The organism is Poriferisphaera sp. WC338, from assembly GCF_050931845.1.
GTDB lineage: Bacteria > Planctomycetota > Phycisphaerae > Phycisphaerales > Phycisphaeraceae > Poriferisphaera.
The window spans coordinates 3,680,873-3,699,442 of the sequence record NZ_CP194516.1 but is presented as its reverse complement, the minus strand read 5'-3'; the positions used below and the strand labels follow the sequence as shown (position 1 = coordinate 3,699,442).

Here is an 18,570-nt window from a genome sequence, read left to right as displayed (position 1 = left end):
AGAACAGCGTTCTCAATCATGGCGGCGCAAAAGTGATCGTGTTTGTCTTTTAATTTGTATTCAGTGGGCTGGATTACGAAGATGTTCACCTGTCGCGACATCAACACTGGAGGCTGTCGAGTAGTCCCTTCATATAACCCAGCGCGTGGGACATGCCAGCATGCCAGGGCGCATCACAAGTCACCTGCGGGGTATGGTCCGGAATCATTACGCCATCGAAGTTGGAGGCTTTGAGGATCTGAAGGATACGTCGCATGTTGATGTCGCCGTCGTCGACAAATGTTTCGCGGTAGTGAGGCACCTTCCCGGAAACATTGCGGAAGTGGATATAGGCGATCGCGTTCCGTTCGGCATACGACTGGGTCATCTCATACAAATCGCCTTCGGTCATCTCGGCGAGCGACCCGAGGCAAAACTCCAGCGCGTTGGATGAGCTTGGTACGAGATCAAGCAGCCGCTGATACATTTGTGGTTGATAGACGAGGCGTGGTGATTTTCTGACGAAGGGAGCGGGTGGGTCATCGGGGTGGGCGGCGAGTCGCACGCCACTGGCTTCAGCGGTGGGGATGACTGTCTTGAGGAAAGTTTGCAGGCGGGACCAAAGCTGGTCATGCGTGATTTCAGGGTGTGGCTCATCAAGATTGTCTGGGTCGACGATCATGTTCCAGACCATGCCTTTTGGGATGGGGGTTTCATCGACTTCGGACATGGCGACGGAGACGGCTTGGCCGCGGGCATAGGGGCCGGTGGTTCGGCTGCACACGCCGGCGAGGCTGAAGTTGTAGCCGAAGATCGGGATGCCGGCTTGCCCAACGCATTCGATGATGCGCTTGATGTGCTGCAGTTGTTCCTGTTTGCGCGGGCCATCTAAGAGGACATCACCCCAGTGGCCGGGGTCGAAGTTTTCAATTGCTTCGAGAACCAGTCCTTCTTTTTCGATGGCGGCCTTGAGGTCTTGAAGCGCAGAGACGGTCCACAGTTCATCATCGGGTATGGCGACGCCCCAGCCGGAACTATCGCCGGTGGGCTGATTGCCTTTAGGATTGCCGGCATTGCCTTGATTGAAGTAATCGACCAGGTGAACGATCACATGGGTCGCGCCAATCTGCTTTGCGAAGCGGAAATGATCTGTATTCAGTTGATGACGGTAGAGTCCTAAACCCAATTTCATGTCGTTAACCTATCTTGGGGATCTTGATGCCTAAATCCACGTTCATGACGTGGCCGTTGATTTCTTGTGCGAGCGGGGAGCACATGAAGACCACCGCGTCTGCGATGGATTCGGGGGTATTTTGCCGCTTGGCGGGTGTGGCGCGTTGGACGAACGTGCGGTATTGTTCATCTTCGTTGTAGACCTTTAGTGAGCTGCCAGCGGCGACGTTGCCGGGCGAGACGGCATTAAAGCGGATGTTGTGCTCGGCATACTCAAGGGCGAGACACTTGATGAGGTTTTCGAGGGCGGCTTTTGCAGGCGCATAGGCGGAGATGCCTTGATGCGGGATCTGCGCGACATAGGAAGAGGTGTAAAGGAGATGGCCGGCGGTTTGTCGCTGCGTCCAGTGCTTCAAGACCGAGCGGGTGAAGTTGATCTGCCCGAAAAAATTGAAGTCGAAGATGCGTTTGTATTCATCTGGTTCGGCCTCGGCGAAGGGATGCAAACCGCAGCCGCCAGCGTGACCGAGGGCGATGTCCAAGTTCGGCTGTTGCTCAAAAATACGTTCGACCACCGCATCAACAGCCTGCGTGTCGGTGACGTCCATCTCAAAGTAGGTCCACGTTTCGGGTGATAGCCCCCATGCTTGCAGGTACGCGATTGCTTTGTCCGGGCTGACGATATCGGTCAGGACAAGGTGCGCGCCGGCTTCGCTTAGCCGGCGGACGATGTGCTCGGAGATCGCGCCGAGGCTGCCTGTGAGGAGAACCGACTTGCCTTTTAAATCCAAGTTAATCATGGGATCAATCTCCATAACGAATTACATGATGCCGAATTCATCCCATGCGGCGCGGGCGGACATGCCGTTTTCAATGGCTTTGCGGACGAGGTTTTCGCCGTGTGCTTTTTCGGTGGCGGCTTGGATGATGTCCGCGGCGTGATCGAGCGGTACGACAACCACGCCGTCGATGTCGCCGAAGATCAGGTCACCGGAGTTGAGTCGTACGCCGCCGGCAAATTCGATGGGGCAGCGGAAATCGATGACTCGGCCGCGTACGCGCTGGTCTTGTGCATAGGGTCCTTTGGAGAAAGTGGGGAAGGATAGGTTGAGGATGCCATCGGTATCACGTGAGTAGCCGTCGACGATCGCGCCGGCTGCACCGAGTATGCGCGCCCGTGTGCTCATGAGTTCGCCCCACAGCGCGTAGCTTGGTGAGGAGCCTGTGCAGACGTAGATCTCGCCGGGCTTCAGGTCATCGAGCGCTTCGAACATGATGCCGAAGTCGTAGGGTTTTTGCTCGGTGACTTGGGTGGGTGTGAAGCAGTCTGCTTCGAGCACGGTCATGGCGCGGCCGGCGATGCGCATGTCGTCGCGCAACGGCCGAAGGTATGGCGGCAGGAATTGATGGGTTAGTCCCGCCGCGTCCAACACGTCGCCAATCACAGCGGTGAACAGTTTGCCTTCGTTAAAATCTGCGATCCCTTGGGCGATCACATCGTCTTGTTTGGTTGTCATGGTTGTCTCACTCATACTTGTTTGCCATGTAAATCTCGTGCTGCGGTGGACAGGCAGTCCGAGCCGCCTGCGGTAACACAGAGGTTGTCTTCGATGCGGCATCCCATCGCGGCGGCGGGGTCATACACCCCCGGCTCGACGGTGACGATCATGCCTTCTTTTAAAATGTCGTTGATGCCAGGCGCGAGTGTCGGCCCGGGGTCGTGGTAACGGAATCCGGTATGATGGCCGGTCGCGTGTGTGAACAGCTTGCCGTAGCCTGCGTCTTCAATGATGGTGCGGGCGGTTTGATCGATCTCGCTCATACGGATGCCGGCTTTCACTTGTTTGCGTGCGGCGGCTTGCGCTTCGGCAACGATTGACCAAAGCTGCTTGGCAGCTGGATCAGGCTCGCCAACATAGCCTGTGCGCGTGAGGTCGGACCAGTAGCCGTTCACGCATGTCGCCAGTTCGACAGTCACCATATCGCCATTGGTTAGTGTGCGGCCAGATGATCGGTTGTATCGGCCGGCGTTGGCGGAGTTGGGGCCGGACTGCACGTGCGCCCATGCTCTTGCATAGCTAATCCCCTGTGCGCCGGTGCGGCTGTGAATTGCACGCTCGATCTCGGCGGCGAGCGATGCTTCGCGGATCCCTTCCCGGAGATTGTCAAAGAACACCGCGAGCCCATGATCAGCCACGTGATTGGCCAAACGGATACGCTCGATCTCCTCGGGGGTTTTGATCGTGTACAACGCCAACAATTTGTCGTCGAGATGCTGGACGCTTTGGCCGAGACCTTCAAATAAATTTTGGACCTGCGGATCAAATGGTGGGTGTTCTGCGGGTGAGGTGCCTGGCGCACTGTGTGAAGATGATCGCACATAGCTGATAGGCAACATATCAAGATTTTTGTTACGAATATATGTGTGGATCAGATCTTCGAGCATAGCAAGCGGATCGCTGCAGCTCATCAGTCCCCAGTCATACTGGACGGTTTCGACATCGTTCGGGAGGGTTTCTTTGGGTTCAAGGGTTGGGACGAACAGAACGGGGTCGCCCTTGTATGGAAAAAAACAAAGCGATGTGCCCCAGTGCGGCTGATACCCCAGCAGCATCACCAGCTCATCAGGTCGCCAAGCCAACCAGCCGCTAACGCCTGCATCGCGGAGATATGACTGAACGATAGATTTTCTTTTTAAGTTGATCATGTTGGTACTAACGGCCTCTCGAATGAAGAATGGTTCATTCGTTGGATTGGCAATGATGATGTTGATTGAAGCTGTGTTTACGCTTCATTCATCATTGCAACAGATCGCAAAGACAGCTGTTTTCTCGGGTTTTATGCCCGAAATGGCAGTCTGTCCGTTGACGCTTCTGTATGGGTCGATCCACCGTTTAATCGCACCAAATTGTCGGGATGAAAAATCCCATTGGCTCCATCCGTGCCTGAAATCTTATGTCGGGTCGCTTGCCCGATCTTGTCGGCAAAGGGTTGCCAAGTCACATGCAAGCTGTGATTGCGGAGATGTTTTCATATGCAAACGCAATCGCATTCATGATGGAGATGTCCGGATCATAACGAGGACCCGGCGGTGCGTCTAGGGCGCTGTTTGATTCATGCGCGTGAAGCATGGCAAAGAGAATCACCCGCAGTGTAGCGGGTGATCATGCATGAACGGTTGATGTGAAAAAAGGCTAATTAGTTTTCTTCAGCTTCAGTCACGCTGAGGCAGGTACAGATCAGGTTTCTGTCACCGTAAGCGTTGTCGATTCGACTGACTGGCGGCCAGTACTTCCACACGTTGCTCGTGCCGGCGCCGTTCTGTTTCTGCCAAGCTGCGGGGTAGGCCGCCTTGTTACGGGAGTAATCGTGTTCCCAATCGTCATGGCAGATCATTGTTGCGCTGTGCGGCGCGTTGACCAGCACGTTGTCGTCTTGAGACGCTTCGCCGCGTTCGATCTCGGCAATCTCTGTGCGGATCGAAATCATCGCATCGCAGAAGCGGTCCAGTTCGTCTTTGGATTCGCTTTCGGTGGGTTCTATCATGAGCGTGCCGGCGACGGGAAAGCTCATCGTGGGTGCGTGAAAGCCGTAGTCGATGAGGCGTTTGGCGATGTCTTCAACGCTGATGCCGGCGGATTTCTGAAAGCCGCGGCAGTCGACGATGCCTTCGTGTGCGACGGTGCCGTTTTCGCCGGTGTAAAGTACGTCATAGTGGCCGGTGAGTCGTTTGGCAATATAGTTTGCGTTGAGGATGGCGATTTCGGTCGCGCGTTTTAGGCCGTCAGCGCCCATGAGTGCGATGTACATCCAGCTGATGGGGAGGATACTCGCACTGCCATAGAGCGCGGCCGAGACAGGGTAAGTAAATCCGTCTAACGCATGGTTAGATGTATTGTTATTGGCGGAGGTTTTCATCGCGCCCCAGATCTCGATTGAGCCATAGTCAGCTTGAGCGTCATTTTGAATTGGGTTGCCGGGCATGTAGGGACCGAGATGCGCGCGTGCGGCAATGGGTCCCATGCCGGGGCCGCCGCCGCCGTGCGGGATGCAGAAGGTTTTGTGCAGGTTCAGATGGCACACATCGGCACCGATGGCGGCCGGGTTACACAGGCCGACTTGGGCGTTCATGTTTGCGCCGTCCATGTAAACCTGCCCGCCGTGGTCATGCGTGATCTGGCAGATTTCGCGGATGGCGGTTTCGTACACGCCGTGTGTGGAGGGGTACGTCACCATCAGGCAGCTTAGGTTTTCTGCGTGTTTCTCAGCCTTTTCGCGCAGGTCTGCGACATTGATGTTGCCATGATCATCACACTTCACGCCGACGACTTTGAGTCCTGCCACGACGCTTGAAGCGGGATTGGTGCCGTGGGCGCTTTCGGGGATCAGGCAGATGTTGCGCTGTGGTTCACCCTGGCCAGCGTGGTAACGCTTGATCGCCAGCAGGCCGGCATACTCACCCTGCGAGCCGGCGTTGGGTTGCAAGCTCACCACATCAAAACCGGTCACTGCGCAAAGCCAACTCTCTAGTGTACGGAACAGTTCGCGGTAGCCTTGTGTTTGTTCGCTCGGTGCATACGGGTGCATCTGTGAGAACTCTGCCCACGTGATGGGGATCATTTCGACAGCGGCATTGAGTTTCATCGTGCAGGACCCGAGTGGAATCATGCTGTTGGCGAGTGAAATATCTTTCGCCAAGAGGCGTGACATGTAGCGGAGCAGTTCATGTTCGCTGTGGTAGCGGTTGAACACGTCGTGTGTTAAAAAGTCTGTGGTACGCGTGTGTTGCTCGGGGATTTGGGCTGTTACTTCCTTGGCGATGCTATCGGCGTGCGGAATATCTTTTACATCTGCGTTTCTTGCAAACACACGGATCAAGGTATACGCTTCGTCCAGTGTGGTGGTTTCATCCAGATTGATACACACGGATTGATCATCTAGCTTCCGCAGGTTCATGCCGTGTTCGCGCGCGGCGAATAAGATGTGATCCACTTCCTCGCGGCCGACGGTGACCTTCACGTTGTCAAAGTACACATCGTTCGGCACGTCATACCCGCTACGTTTAAGCCCTTCGGTCAACACGACGGCCAGGCCATGCACGCGCTTGGCGATTTTACGCAAGCCTTCCGGCCCGTGATACACGGCATAGAAACCGGCGATGACTGCCAACAGCACCTGTGCGGTACAGATGTTGCTTGTTGCGCGGTCACGTTTGATGTGCTGCTCGCGTGTTTGAATTGCAAGTCGGTAGGCTTTGTTGCCTTCCGAGTCGATGCTGACGCCGACGATGCGGCCGGGCATTTTCCGGGCGTATTTTTCACTTGTGGCCATGTAGCCTGCATGCGGTCCGCCGAACCCCATCGGTACACCAAATCTTTGTGTGCTGCCTACGACTATATCTGCGCCGAATTCACCCGGGGAACGCAACAGCACTAGCGACAAGATGTCAGCCGCTGCCACAAGCATTCCGCCTGCTGCATGTACTGCATCAGCCACCGCCATATAATCTTCAACCCGTCCATCTGTCGTCGGGTACTGCACCAAGATACCCGCAAGATCATTTCCCTTGCCGTTTGCCCAATCAATCTCGTGGACATTCCCAACGTGCAATTCAATCCCCATGCTCACTGCGCGTGTTTGCATCACCGCAATCGTTTGTGGATGAGCTTTCTCACTCACAAAGAACGCACTTTTTTTGCCACGTGCAATCGCATAGCACATTGCCATTGCTTCTGCTGCCGACGTTGCTTCGTCCAGCATTGATGCGTTCGCCATCTCCATTCCCGTCAGATCGCTCACCATTGTCTGAAAATTTAAAAGTGCTTCGAGCCGGCCTTGAGAGATCTCTGCTTGATATGGTGTGTATGGCGTATACCATCGTGCGTTCTCCAAAACATTCCGCAAGATTACTGCCGGCGTCTCGCAATCATGGTACCCCATCCCGATCATGCTTCTGAACACGCGGTTCTTTCCTGCAATATTTGCAAGATGTTTGAGTACGCCACCTTCACTAAGGGTCGACGGCAGGCCACGCAGCTCCATCTCATCCTTTAAGCGGATGTCGCCGGGAACGGTTGCTTCGATCAGTTCTTCAATGCTTCGGTATCCCACCACTTCCAGCATGGCTGCGATTTCGCGCGCATCGTGTCCCATGTGCCGCTGTTCGAACAAGTCGCTCGGCTTCAAACTCTCACTCACGCGCTCGGACATCGTTATCTCCGTTTTGTCTTGCATCGTCGTCATACTGCTTCCTCATCCATGATATCGTTGGCACCCCGCTCTTGCCGCCAAATGCACTGTCGTATCGTCTGACAAAGTGTAGAACTCTTACCCAATAGATTCAATCTGTGGGAATCATACAGATCGATGTTTTCTGGCTGTTTTCGAGTTTAGTTGCGGAAATATTTCAGTACATGGATTAGAATGGCCACGCGCGATAGCGCTCCATGACATCAACCAAATGTGCGATTAGTCGAACTTTATGCCAGAAGCCAACAATAACATCGCGGCCCTTTTCTCTAGGATGGCGGACATTCTCCAGATTCTGGATGCCAATCGTTTTAAGATCATTGCGTTCCAGAAGGCGGCTCGTGTGCTCGAATCCATCACTGATGATGTGGCGAAGCTTGAGAAGAAGGAGTTACTTGCACTTGATGGTATCGGTAAAGGTGCGGCTGACAAAATTCTTGAATTTGCACAAACCGGGCAAATTGCTGAGTACGACGAGTTATTGGCGGAGATTCCAAATGGGTTGATTTCGTTACTGGATATCCCGACGCTTGGACCGAAAACCATATCCCTGCTCTGGCATCAGGCTGATGTGACGGATTTAGCTTCTTTTAAAAAAGCATTGGATAGTCCGGACACAATCAAAATCAAAGGCATCGGTTCGAAGAAAATCGAGACGCTCAAAAAGAATCTCGCTTTCGCGGAAACAGCAGCTAAGCGTCATCTGATTGCTCCCGCCCATCTCAAGGCGGTCTACTTTATCTCACAGCTCAAAGTATTATCTGAAGTCAAGCAGGCTACTTATGCCGGTTCACTCCGCCGTGGTAAAGAAACAGTGGGTGATATCGATATCCTCGTTGCAGCTGACGAAAAACACGCAGATAAAATTACCAAGCATTTTACTTCCCTTGAGCCTGTTAAAGACGTTCTTGTGTCCGGCAAAACCAAAACTTCCATTCGTACCAAGCTTGGTATTCAGGTTGATCTCCGTATTGTTCCAGACGAATCCTTCGGCCCCGCGCTCCTGTACTTCACTGGCTCTAAAGAACATAATGTTCGCCTCCGTGAGCGTGCTCTTTCACTTGGCTATTCCCTTAACGAATGGGCGCTTACCAACACCAAAACCAAAAAACCGTTCAAAGCGACGACCGAAGAAGCGATCTACAAGAAACTGGATCTTCCCTTTATCCCGCCTGAGTTGCGTGAAGATCGTGGTGAGATTGATGCTGCAGTTGCAGGCAAGCTTCCTAATCTTGTGACCGTTCAAGATATTCAATCGGATCTGCATGCACACACACATGCATCCGATGGATCAATGTCTATTCGTGAGTTAGCTGGCCTTGCTTATGATCGTGGCTTCCATACGATCGCAGTGACCGATCATTCCAAGTCACAAGTACAAGCACACGGACTTGATAATCGTCGTCTTGAACAGCACATCAAAGATGTGCATGCGGTCCGCGATGAGATGCAGGGAAAGATCAATGTCCTTGCCGGCTCGGAGGTGGATATTCTTTCGGACGGGAAGTTGGACTATCCGGATTCACTGTTGAAAGAATTGGATATTGTGGTAGCTTCGCCGCATGCGGCTCTTGCGCAAGACACCAAGAAATGTACCGCCCGTCTGCTCAAGGCAATTGAGAATCCATACGTTCATATTATCGGCCACCCGACGGGACGTTTGGTAGGTAGGCGAGAAGGATTTTATCCTGATTTTCCCGAGATCTTTAAAGCTGTTGTGGACCGAGGCATCGCGTTGGAGATCAATGCGAATCACCATCGGCTTGACCTGCGTGATATCCACGCGCGGGCTGCGATTGATGCAGGTTGTTTACTCGCGATCAACACCGATACGCATCATCCGAACAACTTTAGTGAGCTTCAGTATGGCGTTCTTACAGCCCGGCGAGCATGGGCAGAGCCGAAGCATATCGTGAACTGCCTTTCGGCATCAAAACTACTCAAGTGGCTTACATCCACCAGGCCGTAATCGTAAAAAACCGCAGCCGAAGCCGCGGTATTTTAACTTATATTGTGTATAGATGAAATTGGCTTACTCAAAGTCGCCGGCTGGATCATACGTTACCGCATCAACCAAGAGTTCGATCACTTCACCTTCTTTGTTGTGTTCTTTATCACTCACGATGAGGATGGCATCGAGAGTCGTGTTCGGGCCTTCGATGGCGCCATTGCCATTCCAGAAGCTTGACCAGTGATGCACTTTTTGCAGATCCCATGCATAGAAATGCCATTCGCCATCAGCATTAATTGGGCGGTAGATACCTTTTTCGTGGGCGCGGGATTTGTTTTTGGCTGGAATGACTGTGTCGTCGACGATAATCGATGCTTTGAGGTTTGGGGAAGTGGTTCTAAGCCAGTAGCCTAATGTACCCACACGTCCTAGGACTTCGTTGGCATCGGTACGGCCGAATTTGGAAAGGTGCCGCACGAGTAAGCCGCGGCTGCCACCTTTATCACGGACGATCTTGAGCGCTTGTGCTCGCATGCCGTTGGGGGTTTTGGTTTTGACGATTTTGTATTCGCACTTGTCCTTGTCTATCCCACGGTTAGATCCGCTCTTGGCAGGGTGGGTGTCGAAGCGGCCGTTACCAGTTTCAAAGTCATCAAGCACGATCTTCTTTTGAGGGAAGGGTAGTGCTTTGGGGGGAGCTGGGCGAGTGGCAGCTGCGAGTGGCTTGTAGCTGCCGGTGGTGACGGGCCTAGCATAGAAGCCAAGTGAGGCGCCATTGCTTCGGAGCCTACCTGGATTACCGTCGGCTTTTGCATCAGACGGTGCGTTGACTACACGCACGACACCAGTCTTGGCGGGTTTGCCTTGGTCATCAAAGCCATCAGCTAGGACCATGGTTGTAGAGCCACCGCCGTCGAGATTGATCGCCTGCGTTGCACCGAGTTTTCGCAACATGTCAGCTAGTTCAAACAGAGATGCGCCTTCAGAGTAGTCGGGTTGCCGTCCGTCAACCGTAACCAGCAGCACATGACCTTCTGCAGTGACTGCCGCCGCGGTGCGTGGATGGGTGGTATCGCTGAATCCATTGTGTGGTGTTTCAGGCATTACACCGTCTTTGAGCAGCACGTTGGAGCCGCCGATGGCGTTGTAGAGTTCGACATTTTCGGGGATGGTATCGAAATTTGTGGTTTTCGGTGTTTTAGGAAAAACCAAGCCGGCATCGCCGTTCTGGGTGATATTGATCGCGGCCCATCCACGTTCATGTGGAGCATATTTGTCGCCATTGGAAACGCCCAGACCGATGACGATGGTGTTGTCTTTGCCTGTACCGAATGAAAAGAAGGCGGCGTTGATCGCGCCTTGTAGCTTGTGTTCTTGAACATATTCGCGGACGGTTTGTCGGACGGTATCGTGATTGGGATCGCCGGGCTCGTCACCATTAGGGTCGCCGTTGGATGGTGTGATAAGAAAGCGAACGCCATCAGCTTTGGGGTCGATCTTAAGGACGTTGATGACGGTGGGACGCGGTAGTTTTTGGATGAGTTGAAGGTGAGTGACACCAATAAAAGGTTGGGTTGTTTGTGTTTGGCCTTCCAGTGTCCATTTGCCTTCAGATTGATCGGCATGGACAGTATTCGGCAGTAAACCCAGCACGGTGAGGAAAAGGTAAGTCACAAACAGTGCGGATGAGGCCGCAGGTATGCTGCGCATGAGTTAACTCCAATGGATGATCGTGGTTTGGTGTGTGGCGGTTGCGTCAGTACCCACTATCGCCAATGGGGCCCATTATAAAGGAGGGGTGTATTGAGCGATAGCGGATATGTTGCCGCGTGAGGAGAGGCATATTTGCGATTAAAGTCCAGACGGTAGGTTTGGTTGGGCGGCTAGAATCTCGGTGAAGTTAGAATGGAAAATTCTGCGATTGCATGAAAAAACCGCCAGTGGTAGCTGGCGGCGATTGATTCATATTCAGTTGTCTGCATCGGCATGCGATGAGGTTTCGCCGGGGCGAGGTCATCGACTTAGCCAAGGTCTTCAGCAAGTGCTTCCAAGCTAGCATCGATTTTGTCGTCGGTGTCGTAACTGCCGGCTTCAATCTCGGCTTTGACGCGACCTACGAGCTCTTCACGGATATCCGGAAGTTCAGCGATTTTGGCGAGGTAGCGAGCCGCATTCGATAGTTCGACCGAGTCGGTCTTGCGGCTTTCAGGGACTTGGACCTGCTCCGATGCGCGTTGGACCGATGTGCGTGGTTCTAGCGCGGCCGCTGCGGTGCGACTGATTGGGGCAATATCACTCATGGTAAAGGACTCCTGAGCCGGTTTGCTATAAGCATTGGGCTCGTCAGGGTTTGGAACCGGGAACGGACTTCAGCGGTTCCGGCCAGCAGCGGTTCAATGCTGCGGACCCCGGCATCTCGACCCACGGGATGCCGACCTTTCTCTCCGTGTGCTTTTCCATTGGCACAGATATCAAATCGACACAACCGGGAAGAAAACTTGAACATAATTGTTATCCCGTGAATAACTCGTTAAATATATGTGGTTATTGATTTTATGTTGTGGAGTGAGCGCCGTTCGTCCGGTAATGATTAGGGGGGCTGTATTGGGAATGGCGTCCGGAAGTGCAGGTACTTGTGAGGCTTAAGTACGATTTGACAGAGGTGAAATGCGTTCAATATTTTTTTTAGGTAAGTGTCAGATTGCTGACGGGGGATGTTATCTGCCGCTGTGAGGGGTGGTGCTGAGGGATGATGCGGTGGGTTGGTAATGTGGGGACGCACGAGGGTGATGCGCGGGGGGTGTTGTGGGGTCTAAAGAGCGGTGGATGACAGCGAAGTTTAGATATGGTGACCGGGTGGAGATTGAATTGGTTGTTGGCACGAAAAAACACACACGGTTACATGTGGGTTTTAGGTTGGCGTGGGTTCAATGGGTGGGGATGCGTATGAAGAACCACGACGGGAAGGAAGACTAAGTATTGGCGAGAGTGCATGCGGGTTTTTGCATGGTGTACCAGTTGTTTTGAATGTCGTGGGGTAGGGTGTTGACGTTGATGTTGCCGAAGCCAGCATCGTTGAGCATTTGAACGGCAAGTTCCTCACCCCATGCTGCACCGAGACCGAGGCCACCTTGCGCGAGTGAGACGGTCATGCAGTGCATGGTTGAGATGGTGTAGAGGAATGGGCAGAGTGGGTGATTGATGTTGTCTTTGATATTCGTGTGGCATTTAAGGTCTTGCATGAGGAAGTTTGCTTCAGGTTTGAGTGCGCGTTTGACGGCGGCGAGTACGGCAACGGGATCGCGCTGATCGTGGATGACATCGAAGGCGGTAATGAGGTCGAACTGGTTTTCGAGATTCATGTCGGTGATGTCGTATTGTTTGAATGTGACGTTGGATAAATTGAGAGATTTTGCGTGGCATGTAGCGGCGCTGATGGCGGGTTCGCAGAGATCGTAGCCGGTGAAGTGGCTGTTGGGGAATGATGAGGCGAGTTCGCAGAGCGCTTTCCCGGAGCCGCAGCCGATGTCGAGGACATCAATGCCTTGGGTGAGCTTATCTTTGATGTCGGGGATCATGGGGAGAATATTATCGTGGAGTGCGGCGACGACGCTGAGTGCGGATTCCTCAGCCATGACTTGGTGGAACCGGTGGTATGCTTCGTATGGCACGCCGCCTCCGTGTTTAAACGCATCGACGACCTTGGTTTCGACTTCGGCGAGGACCGCGATCCATTGGAAGACGACGCCCATAGCGAGCCCAGATTGGCACAGTACTTCGGCATGATGTGGGGGAAGGCGATAGCGTGCGGATTCGTTGGGTCCGTTGATTTCGATGATGTTGCCGGTGACCATGGCACCGAGCCACTCTTGTACGTAACGTTTGTTGAGATTTGCTTTCTCGGCAAGTTCACAGGTATGAATCCAATGGGCGTCTTGCATGGCATCGAAGAGACCTGTCCGGTGGCCGATAGAAATCATCAGGGCAAGTGTGGCGTTGTTGAGAACGGTGAGAAGGTGATCGGCGAAGGCGTCGGTTTGCTCAGAGGGGTTGTTGGGTTGGTTGAATGATTGGCAGGCGTTACACATGTTTTTGCTCCAGATGTTTAAGGGTTGAATGGGGTGGGATGCTTGCGCGACAAAGCCGTGAAGCATTGATGACAAGATACAGATTGCAAGCGGTGTTTTGACTTGACTCGTGGTCAAGTTTGGTTGACTATGAGTCAAGTTGGCAAAAGTGCATTTCTGGAGTGCTTGCTGTAAGAATTGATTGATTCATGAAGATGGGTTTCGACGTTCATGACGATGGAGGTGTTTTGTGGTCGAGGAAACCGGCGAGAAGAATGCGCAGGAGCTTTTTGCACCGGCGGAGCAATTTACAAGTACACGCGATCGGATTACGGCGACGGCATTAAATATGTTTTATGAACAAGGGTTTCACGCAGTGGGCTTGGACCGGGTTATCCGTGAGGTAGGGGTGACGAAGACCACGTTCTACAATCATTTTGAAAGTAAAGATGATTTGATGATTGCGGCGATCCAGATGCGGGATCGTTGGGAGAGTCAGTCGTTTGGGATGGCAGTTGAGAAGTTTAGTGATGGTACGCCGCGGGGAACGATCTTAGCCATTTTTGATGTGCTGGATCACTGGTTTAATGATCCGGATTACATGGGGTGTTTATTTATTACGGCATGCGCTGAGTTTCCGAGTCGATTTGATCCGGTGCATGATGCGGCGGCGAAACATTATGGCGCGACATCGGATTTCTTAAAGGATCTGTGCGAGAAGGCGGGGGTTCAGGAGAGCGAGGCTGTTGCGAAGCAGATCGATCTGTTGATTGAGGGCGCTGTGGTGATGCGGATGATCAAATGTGACAACACAACGGCTGTTACGGCGAAGGCAGTGGCCGAGGGATTGTTGGAAAAGCATCTTGCATCGTAGGCAAGGCACTAAAAAACCCGCCGTAGGTGCGGGTTGAGTGATTCAGGGTATGCAAGTTCTTTTGAAGATGGCTAGATTTGTGCGCTATGGTTTGTCGACTTCTTCTTTGATCCACTTGGTAAGCTCATCCACTTCGACGTGCAGATAATCATCTTTGTCGAGGTTATGCCGTTTCTTCATGTCGTAGTACATGATGTATTGATCAAGGAACGGATCGAACGCTTCCTTGACTGTTTTGTGGGCGGTTGTAGAAGGATAAAACTCAAAATCAGGATCTTCGATGGTCCATTCGTAGCCAGCGGAAGTTTGATAGAGAGCTAGGCGGATATCCTTTTCCTCGAAATCATCGAAGACATCGTTGTAGAGGGCACGCTTGGAGTTTTTCTGTTTGCGGGTTTGCTTGGGCTTCTCAATTTTGAGGTGGACGACCATGTGCTTCACAGGTTCGTCATTGGATGCGTTTGGGTCGGGCTTGGCGTTTTTGATGAAATCTGCACGGAGTTGTTTGAGATCATCAATTGGCTTTGCGGTATCAAAATCGAGTTTGACATCCTTTCCCGCGGATAGATAGTTGATGTTGATTTTGAGTGGAATATTAGCAAGCGGTCTTCGAAACTTGCGGCCCGGGTAAAGTGATTCGCCAACATATTGATAAGCGATACCGGCAATCACAAGGAATGTGGTAGCCAAGATGATGACGAGTCCGTAACGGCTATTCATGGTTTGATCTCCCGGAGAAGGAAGTGAGGTTGAAGATACTAAAGTCGGCGAGAATGGGTAGATGGTCGCCGCAACACTTTTGGCAATGTACCGATGAGAGCTGTTTTTGTAAATGGTTATCTTGATTGACGTGGTTAGGCTTGGTTTGTGTTGAGGATCGCGTGGGTGGTTTGAATGGCCTGCAGATTGGCGGGGAGATTGTGCACACGGAGGATGGCGACGTTCTGTGTGGTGGCGAGGGCGGAGACTGCGTTGGTCGCAGGTTCACGGTCTTCGGGGTTTTGCGCGGTGGTGGGGGAGGTGTGTTTGAAGAGTGATTTATGTGAGACGCCGAGGAGGATGGGGAAGCTGGTGGCGGTGAACTGATCAAGGTCAGCCAGAAGTTGCAGGTTGTGCTGGGGTGTTTTGCCGAAGCCTATGCCGGGGTCGAGGTAGATGTGATGGTGCGGGATGCCAAGTGACAATGCGAGGTCGGCTCGTGTGAGAAGGAAATCCAAAACTTCTTGCGTGACATTCTGATAGGTAGGGTTGGCTTGCATATTGCCGGGCGCGCCTTGCATGTGCATGAGGCAGATGGGTAGGTTGTGTTCGGCAGCAAGATTGAGGATGGCCGGGTCTTCGGTTCCGGCAGAAACATCGTTGATAAATGTGGCGCCGTTTTCGATCGCGGCTTCGGCAACGACGGCATGAGTCGTGTCGATAGAGATGATCACGTGAGTGAGATTGTTTTCATCTAATGTGGCGCGGATGTTGTGGATAGCTGGTGCGGTGCGGGCGATTTGATCTTTCGGGGAAACGCGCTTTGCGCCGGGGCGGGTAGATTCGCCACCGATGTCGATGATGGAGGCCCCATCTAGTGCCATTTGTAGCGCATGAGCGGTAGCGGTTTCGAGGGAGGTGAACTGCCCGCCATCAGAAAAAGAGTCTGGTGTTACATTCAGGATGCCCATGAGTTTGGGGAGGCTAATCGGCTTAGCAGAATGGAGAGGTTCTGGATTCATATAGAGGTAGTGTAACGCGATGCGGACGTGGGTTGGAGTGGCGTGGCGAGGGAAGCGATGTGTGGATAGGGGCAATAGAGGGATTAGGCTGAGAAGCTGAAGTGAGATGATAATTAGAATTGGACGTTGGCTGGAGAGGGATTGGGTGTAGGGATGGGGCGTTTATACGGAGGAAACGGGTGCAGTTCCGTGAAATGCAGTGGAAAATTTCATTGCGTGTGAGAGCGAAATCAGGAATGGACGATAGGATTCACTATGGTGTTAAGCGGATCTCAGGATAGTTTTGTAGAGCGATCGCTCGGGCAGCTACTGGGGAGGCTGGATCGCGAGAGTAGATCGCAGCAGATGGCGCAGCGCGCCGAGAGCAGGCACAATGTTCATGCACCGGCTCAGCTTGGAATGGCGATTCGTGGTGAGGATGGTTTGCCGACGGAATTTAAGGGGTTGTACCGTGCGTGGGTGACGGATGTGTCCAGTGCGGGGCTGGGGATGTTGCTTGAGCACGACATGCCGCGAGACGTTGTGATCTGGGCAAATGTTCAGTCTTTATACACGCCAGAGGAGACGGATGTGTGCAGCCATATATTGCCGATCCGAGTGGCCTATTGCATGCGTTTGTTGCCGACGACATTTCGCGTTGGTGGTGCTTTTGTGCGTGATGTTAGCAGCATTCCAGATAGTGCGTGGCTGGGAAGCGGCGGCGTATCGTGAATTTCTCTTGAAGATGCTGTTGTGTTCATCTAACCAACAGTTAGATTTAAATGATTCAAGTTAAATATAAAAAGTTCTGCATTGACACTGTGGCGTTGTTGTTGGTATGTGAAAAATAGATAAATATTTCATCTGGTTATGAACAGGTTCAGAGATGAGGATCAAGTAGACGATACTGGCTATGTTGGGGCATTGTTTCGGTGGTCGTGTTCTTGAATTTTTATTTGTTGAAAGAACAATGATGGTTCAGCATGATCAAAGGGGGAACTATCAGCACACGATCGATTGCATTTGTAAAAGCCTTGTTGCGTCGTTACGAGAAAGCAATCTTGGGCAACGTGAGTATGCTCGCCTTGCGGTTCAAACGCCAGCGGTACTCGTACGAAATAATGTGAGTGATTCGGGGCACATCACAGGGTATGAAACGGTGTGTAAAGTATGGATCACCGATATTTCTCAATCGGGGATTGGGATGTTGCTGGAGAAGACGATTGAGGCGGATCGACTGTATTGGGTCGATGTTTCATCACTGGCGCCGCGGACAGGGTGTGAGTGTAGTACGTTGTTGCCGTTTAAATCATTGTATTTGATGCGATTATTGCCGGAGACGTTTCGGACGGGAGGGCCGTTCGTGACAGATGCGGTGAAGCTGAATCGTATGGTACGTGGAATTGTCTAGGCTTTAGGGGCCGATGAATGCAGGGCGGGGACTTGGTCTAACTGATGAATAGATATCAGTAAGGGATTTGCATGGATAGGCAGTGCAAGGCACCGAGTCCGCTGATCAGATGGCTAGATGGGATAGGAATGATATTGTAATCAGGCATCGCATTTTCGAGTGCGCGGATGGCGAGGTCGTCTGTGGGCTGATTGAAGGTGGGAAGATAAAGATGCCCGTTGGAAATCAGGAAGTTGGCATACGAGGCAGGAAGCATCAGACGTTCAGCTTTCATGAAGCGGTCGCCAGGGAAATCGAAATAGATCGGGTCGGGTGTGGGTAATGGCAGAATGTTAAGTTTATTCTTTTTGAGAATCTTTTTGTTTTCAAGAAGGATATCGTGGTCGGGGTGATGCGGCGGAGCCGCGGCGATGACAACTGTATCGGTATTGATGAAGCGAGCAATGTCATCAATATGCCCATCCGTGTCGTCACCGGTAATGCCGCCGGGGAGGAAGATGATGTGGTCGAGGTTGAATGCATCTTGCAGGAAGAAAACAATATCGGATTGAGTGAGATGTGCGTTGCGGTTTTGATTCAGAAGGCATTGTATGGTGGTGAGTGCGAGACCTTGCCCGTTGACATCAATCGATCCGCCTTCAAAGACAAGGTCATGAATGAAGATTGGGAGATTGTGTTGGTAAGCGATGTGTTGTGGGATAAGGTTATCGTGGGTTTTTTCTTCATACTTGTTACCCCAACCGTTGAAATTGAAGTCATGGATAGCAAGTTGATTTAACGGTTGATTAGGTGAGCTGTTTTGGGGTTGCCATGATGTGAACGGTTTGCGTGTGACGGTGAGTGGTCCGAAGTCGCGGATCCATGAATCATTGGTGGGGAGGTTCAATGATTGTGTGGTGATGACGGGGGCTGCTTTGGCTAGTTGCTCTGCAAAGTAGGCGTGTTCTGTTTGTGCCTTTTCAATTGTGCCTGAGGGCCAAGTTTCTGTATTGTGCGGTGTTGTGAGTAATATTGATTGTTGTGGCTCAAACTCAGCAGGCAGGCGATAGCCAAGCGATCGTGCAGGTTCTGTGAGTTGGTTGAGCTCGGTGAAACGATCGATACGCGGATGAGTTGTGGGGGATGAGTTTTGCGTTGGCATGACGGGAAGAGTTAAACAGATTGAT

At 52.4% G+C, this 18,570-nt stretch carries 16 protein-coding genes; 5 read left to right on the top strand and 11 right to left on the bottom strand.

The window, feature by feature from the left end:
• Positions 1 to 100: 100 nt before the first annotated feature.
• The 5 genes from ACQ6WK_RS15325 to gcvP all read right to left on the bottom strand — a co-directional run bounded on the left by ACQ6WK_RS15325 (position 101) and on the right by gcvP (position 7,395).
• A complete protein-coding gene (locus ACQ6WK_RS15325; protein ID WP_432798262.1) occupies positions 101 to 1,171 on the bottom strand; it encodes a mannonate dehydratase in 1,071 nt (356 codons plus the stop codon).
• Between the two features lie 4 nt (positions 1,172 to 1,175).
• Positions 1,176 to 1,952 (bottom strand): SDR family NAD(P)-dependent oxidoreductase, encoded by a 777-nt coding sequence (locus ACQ6WK_RS15320; RefSeq protein WP_432798261.1) that lies wholly within the window; start codon positions 1,950 to 1,952, stop codon positions 1,176 to 1,178.
• Positions 1,953 to 1,973: 21 nt separating this feature from the next.
• A complete protein-coding gene (locus tag ACQ6WK_RS15315; protein ID WP_432800411.1) occupies positions 1,974 to 2,669 on the bottom strand; it encodes an RraA family protein in 696 nt (231 codons plus the stop codon).
• A gap of 11 nt (positions 2,670 to 2,680) precedes the next feature.
• Positions 2,681 to 3,859, bottom strand: coding sequence for a M24 family metallopeptidase (locus ACQ6WK_RS15310; protein WP_432798260.1), 1,179 nt, complete (start codon positions 3,857 to 3,859; stop codon positions 2,681 to 2,683).
• Between the two features lie 491 nt (positions 3,860 to 4,350).
• Positions 4,351 to 7,395, bottom strand: a complete 3,045-nt coding sequence (gene gcvP / locus ACQ6WK_RS15305) for an aminomethyl-transferring glycine dehydrogenase (protein WP_432798259.1) — start codon at positions 7,393 to 7,395, stop codon at positions 4,351 to 4,353.
• 238 nt (positions 7,396 to 7,633) lie between these two features.
• On the opposite strand from gcvP, the gene polX reads away from it, so the two are divergent.
• Positions 7,634 to 9,370 carry a DNA polymerase/3'-5' exonuclease PolX gene (gene polX, locus ACQ6WK_RS15300; protein WP_432798258.1) on the top strand — a complete coding sequence of 579 codons (1,737 nt, stop codon included), beginning with the start codon at positions 7,634 to 7,636 and terminating at the stop codon, positions 9,368 to 9,370.
• A 63-nt stretch (positions 9,371 to 9,433) separates the two neighbouring features.
• Here polX and ACQ6WK_RS15295 read toward each other — a convergent pair whose 3' ends face one another.
• Both ACQ6WK_RS15295 and ACQ6WK_RS15290 read right to left on the bottom strand, forming a co-directional pair.
• Entirely contained in the window at positions 9,434 to 11,062 is a 1,629-nt protein-coding gene (locus tag ACQ6WK_RS15295) for a phosphodiester glycosidase family protein (protein WP_432798257.1), read from the bottom strand.
• 311 nt (positions 11,063 to 11,373) lie between these two features.
• Positions 11,374 to 11,652 (bottom strand): flagellar biosynthesis anti-sigma factor FlgM, encoded by a 279-nt coding sequence (locus ACQ6WK_RS15290; protein WP_432798256.1) that lies wholly within the window; start codon positions 11,650 to 11,652, stop codon positions 11,374 to 11,376.
• A gap of 526 nt (positions 11,653 to 12,178) precedes the next feature.
• On the opposite strand from ACQ6WK_RS15290, the gene ACQ6WK_RS15285 reads away from it, so the two are divergent.
• A complete protein-coding gene (locus ACQ6WK_RS15285; RefSeq protein WP_432798255.1) occupies positions 12,179 to 12,328 on the top strand; it encodes a hypothetical protein in 150 nt (49 codons plus the stop codon).
• Here ACQ6WK_RS15285 and ACQ6WK_RS15280 read toward each other — a convergent pair.
• The gene (locus ACQ6WK_RS15280) at positions 12,325 to 13,440 is read right to left on the bottom strand and encodes a class I SAM-dependent methyltransferase (RefSeq protein WP_432798254.1); all 1,116 of its coding nucleotides are present in this window, start codon (positions 13,438 to 13,440) and stop codon (positions 12,325 to 12,327) included. The genes ACQ6WK_RS15285 and ACQ6WK_RS15280 overlap by 4 nt on opposite strands.
• A 229-nt stretch (positions 13,441 to 13,669) precedes the next feature.
• On the opposite strand from ACQ6WK_RS15280, the gene ACQ6WK_RS15275 reads away from it, so the two are divergent.
• Positions 13,670 to 14,293, top strand: coding sequence for a TetR/AcrR family transcriptional regulator (locus ACQ6WK_RS15275; protein WP_432798253.1), 624 nt, complete (start codon positions 13,670 to 13,672; stop codon positions 14,291 to 14,293).
• Between the two features lie 84 nt (positions 14,294 to 14,377).
• Here the strand turns inward: ACQ6WK_RS15275 and ACQ6WK_RS15270 are convergent, their stop codons facing one another.
• Together ACQ6WK_RS15270 and folP are read right to left on the bottom strand one after the other, a co-directional pair.
• Positions 14,378 to 15,013 (bottom strand): hypothetical protein, encoded by a 636-nt coding sequence (locus ACQ6WK_RS15270; protein WP_432798252.1) that lies wholly within the window; start codon positions 15,011 to 15,013, stop codon positions 14,378 to 14,380.
• Positions 15,014 to 15,147: 134 nt separating this feature from the next.
• Complete coding sequence (folP, locus tag ACQ6WK_RS15265) at positions 15,148 to 16,089, bottom strand: dihydropteroate synthase (RefSeq protein WP_432798251.1); 942 nt, start codon at positions 16,087 to 16,089, stop codon at positions 15,148 to 15,150.
• A gap of 180 nt (positions 16,090 to 16,269) precedes the next feature.
• Between folP and ACQ6WK_RS15260 the strand changes: the two genes are divergently transcribed.
• Both ACQ6WK_RS15260 and ACQ6WK_RS15255 read left to right on the top strand, forming a co-directional pair.
• Positions 16,270 to 16,725 (top strand): hypothetical protein, encoded by a 456-nt coding sequence (locus ACQ6WK_RS15260; RefSeq protein ID WP_432798250.1) that lies wholly within the window; start codon positions 16,270 to 16,272, stop codon positions 16,723 to 16,725.
• A 238-nt stretch (positions 16,726 to 16,963) separates the two neighbouring features.
• Positions 16,964 to 17,404 (top strand): hypothetical protein, encoded by a 441-nt coding sequence (locus ACQ6WK_RS15255; RefSeq protein ID WP_432798249.1) that lies wholly within the window; start codon positions 16,964 to 16,966, stop codon positions 17,402 to 17,404.
• Between the two features lie 55 nt (positions 17,405 to 17,459).
• On the opposite strand, the gene ACQ6WK_RS15250 is transcribed toward ACQ6WK_RS15255, so the two are convergent.
• On the bottom strand, positions 17,460 to 18,545 hold the full coding sequence (locus ACQ6WK_RS15250; RefSeq protein ID WP_432798248.1) for an agmatine deiminase family protein: 1,086 nt from the start codon (positions 18,543 to 18,545) through the stop codon (positions 17,460 to 17,462).
• Positions 18,546 to 18,570: the final 25 nt, after the last annotated feature.

Excerpts from the sequence above, each read along its gene's own strand:
- ACQ6WK_RS15295 (WP_432798257.1), bottom strand. The coding sequence starts at position 11,062 with ATGCGCAGCATACCTGCGGCCTCATCCGCACTGTTTGTGACTTACCTT.
- ACQ6WK_RS15285 (WP_432798255.1), top strand. The coding sequence starts at position 12,179 with ATGACAGCGAAGTTTAGATATGGTGACCGGGTGGAGATTGAATTGGTT.
- gcvP (WP_432798259.1), bottom strand. The coding sequence starts at position 7,395 with ATGACGACGATGCAAGACAAAACGGAGATAACGATGTCCGAGCGCGTG.
- ACQ6WK_RS15280 (WP_432798254.1), bottom strand. The coding sequence starts at position 13,440 with ATGTGTAACGCCTGCCAATCATTCAACCAACCCAACAACCCCTCTGAG.
- ACQ6WK_RS15315 (WP_432800411.1), bottom strand. The coding sequence starts at position 2,669 with ATGACAACCAAACAAGACGATGTGATCGCCCAAGGGATCGCAGATTTT.
- polX (WP_432798258.1), top strand. The coding sequence starts at position 7,634 with ATGCCAGAAGCCAACAATAACATCGCGGCCCTTTTCTCTAGGATGGCG.
- ACQ6WK_RS15255 (WP_432798249.1), top strand. The coding sequence starts at position 16,964 with ATGATGGTTCAGCATGATCAAAGGGGGAACTATCAGCACACGATCGAT.
- ACQ6WK_RS15310 (WP_432798260.1), bottom strand. The coding sequence starts at position 3,859 with ATGATCAACTTAAAAAGAAAATCTATCGTTCAGTCATATCTCCGCGAT.
- ACQ6WK_RS15325 (WP_432798262.1), bottom strand. The coding sequence starts at position 1,171 with ATGAAATTGGGTTTAGGACTCTACCGTCATCAACTGAATACAGATCAT.
- ACQ6WK_RS15270 (WP_432798252.1), bottom strand. The coding sequence starts at position 15,013 with ATGAATAGCCGTTACGGACTCGTCATCATCTTGGCTACCACATTCCTT.
- ACQ6WK_RS15250 (WP_432798248.1), bottom strand. The coding sequence starts at position 18,545 with ATGCCAACGCAAAACTCATCCCCCACAACTCATCCGCGTATCGATCGT.
- ACQ6WK_RS15290 (WP_432798256.1), bottom strand. The coding sequence starts at position 11,652 with ATGAGTGATATTGCCCCAATCAGTCGCACCGCAGCGGCCGCGCTAGAA.
- ACQ6WK_RS15320 (WP_432798261.1), bottom strand. The coding sequence starts at position 1,952 with ATGATTAACTTGGATTTAAAAGGCAAGTCGGTTCTCCTCACAGGCAGC.
- ACQ6WK_RS15260 (WP_432798250.1), top strand. The coding sequence starts at position 16,270 with ATGGTGTTAAGCGGATCTCAGGATAGTTTTGTAGAGCGATCGCTCGGG.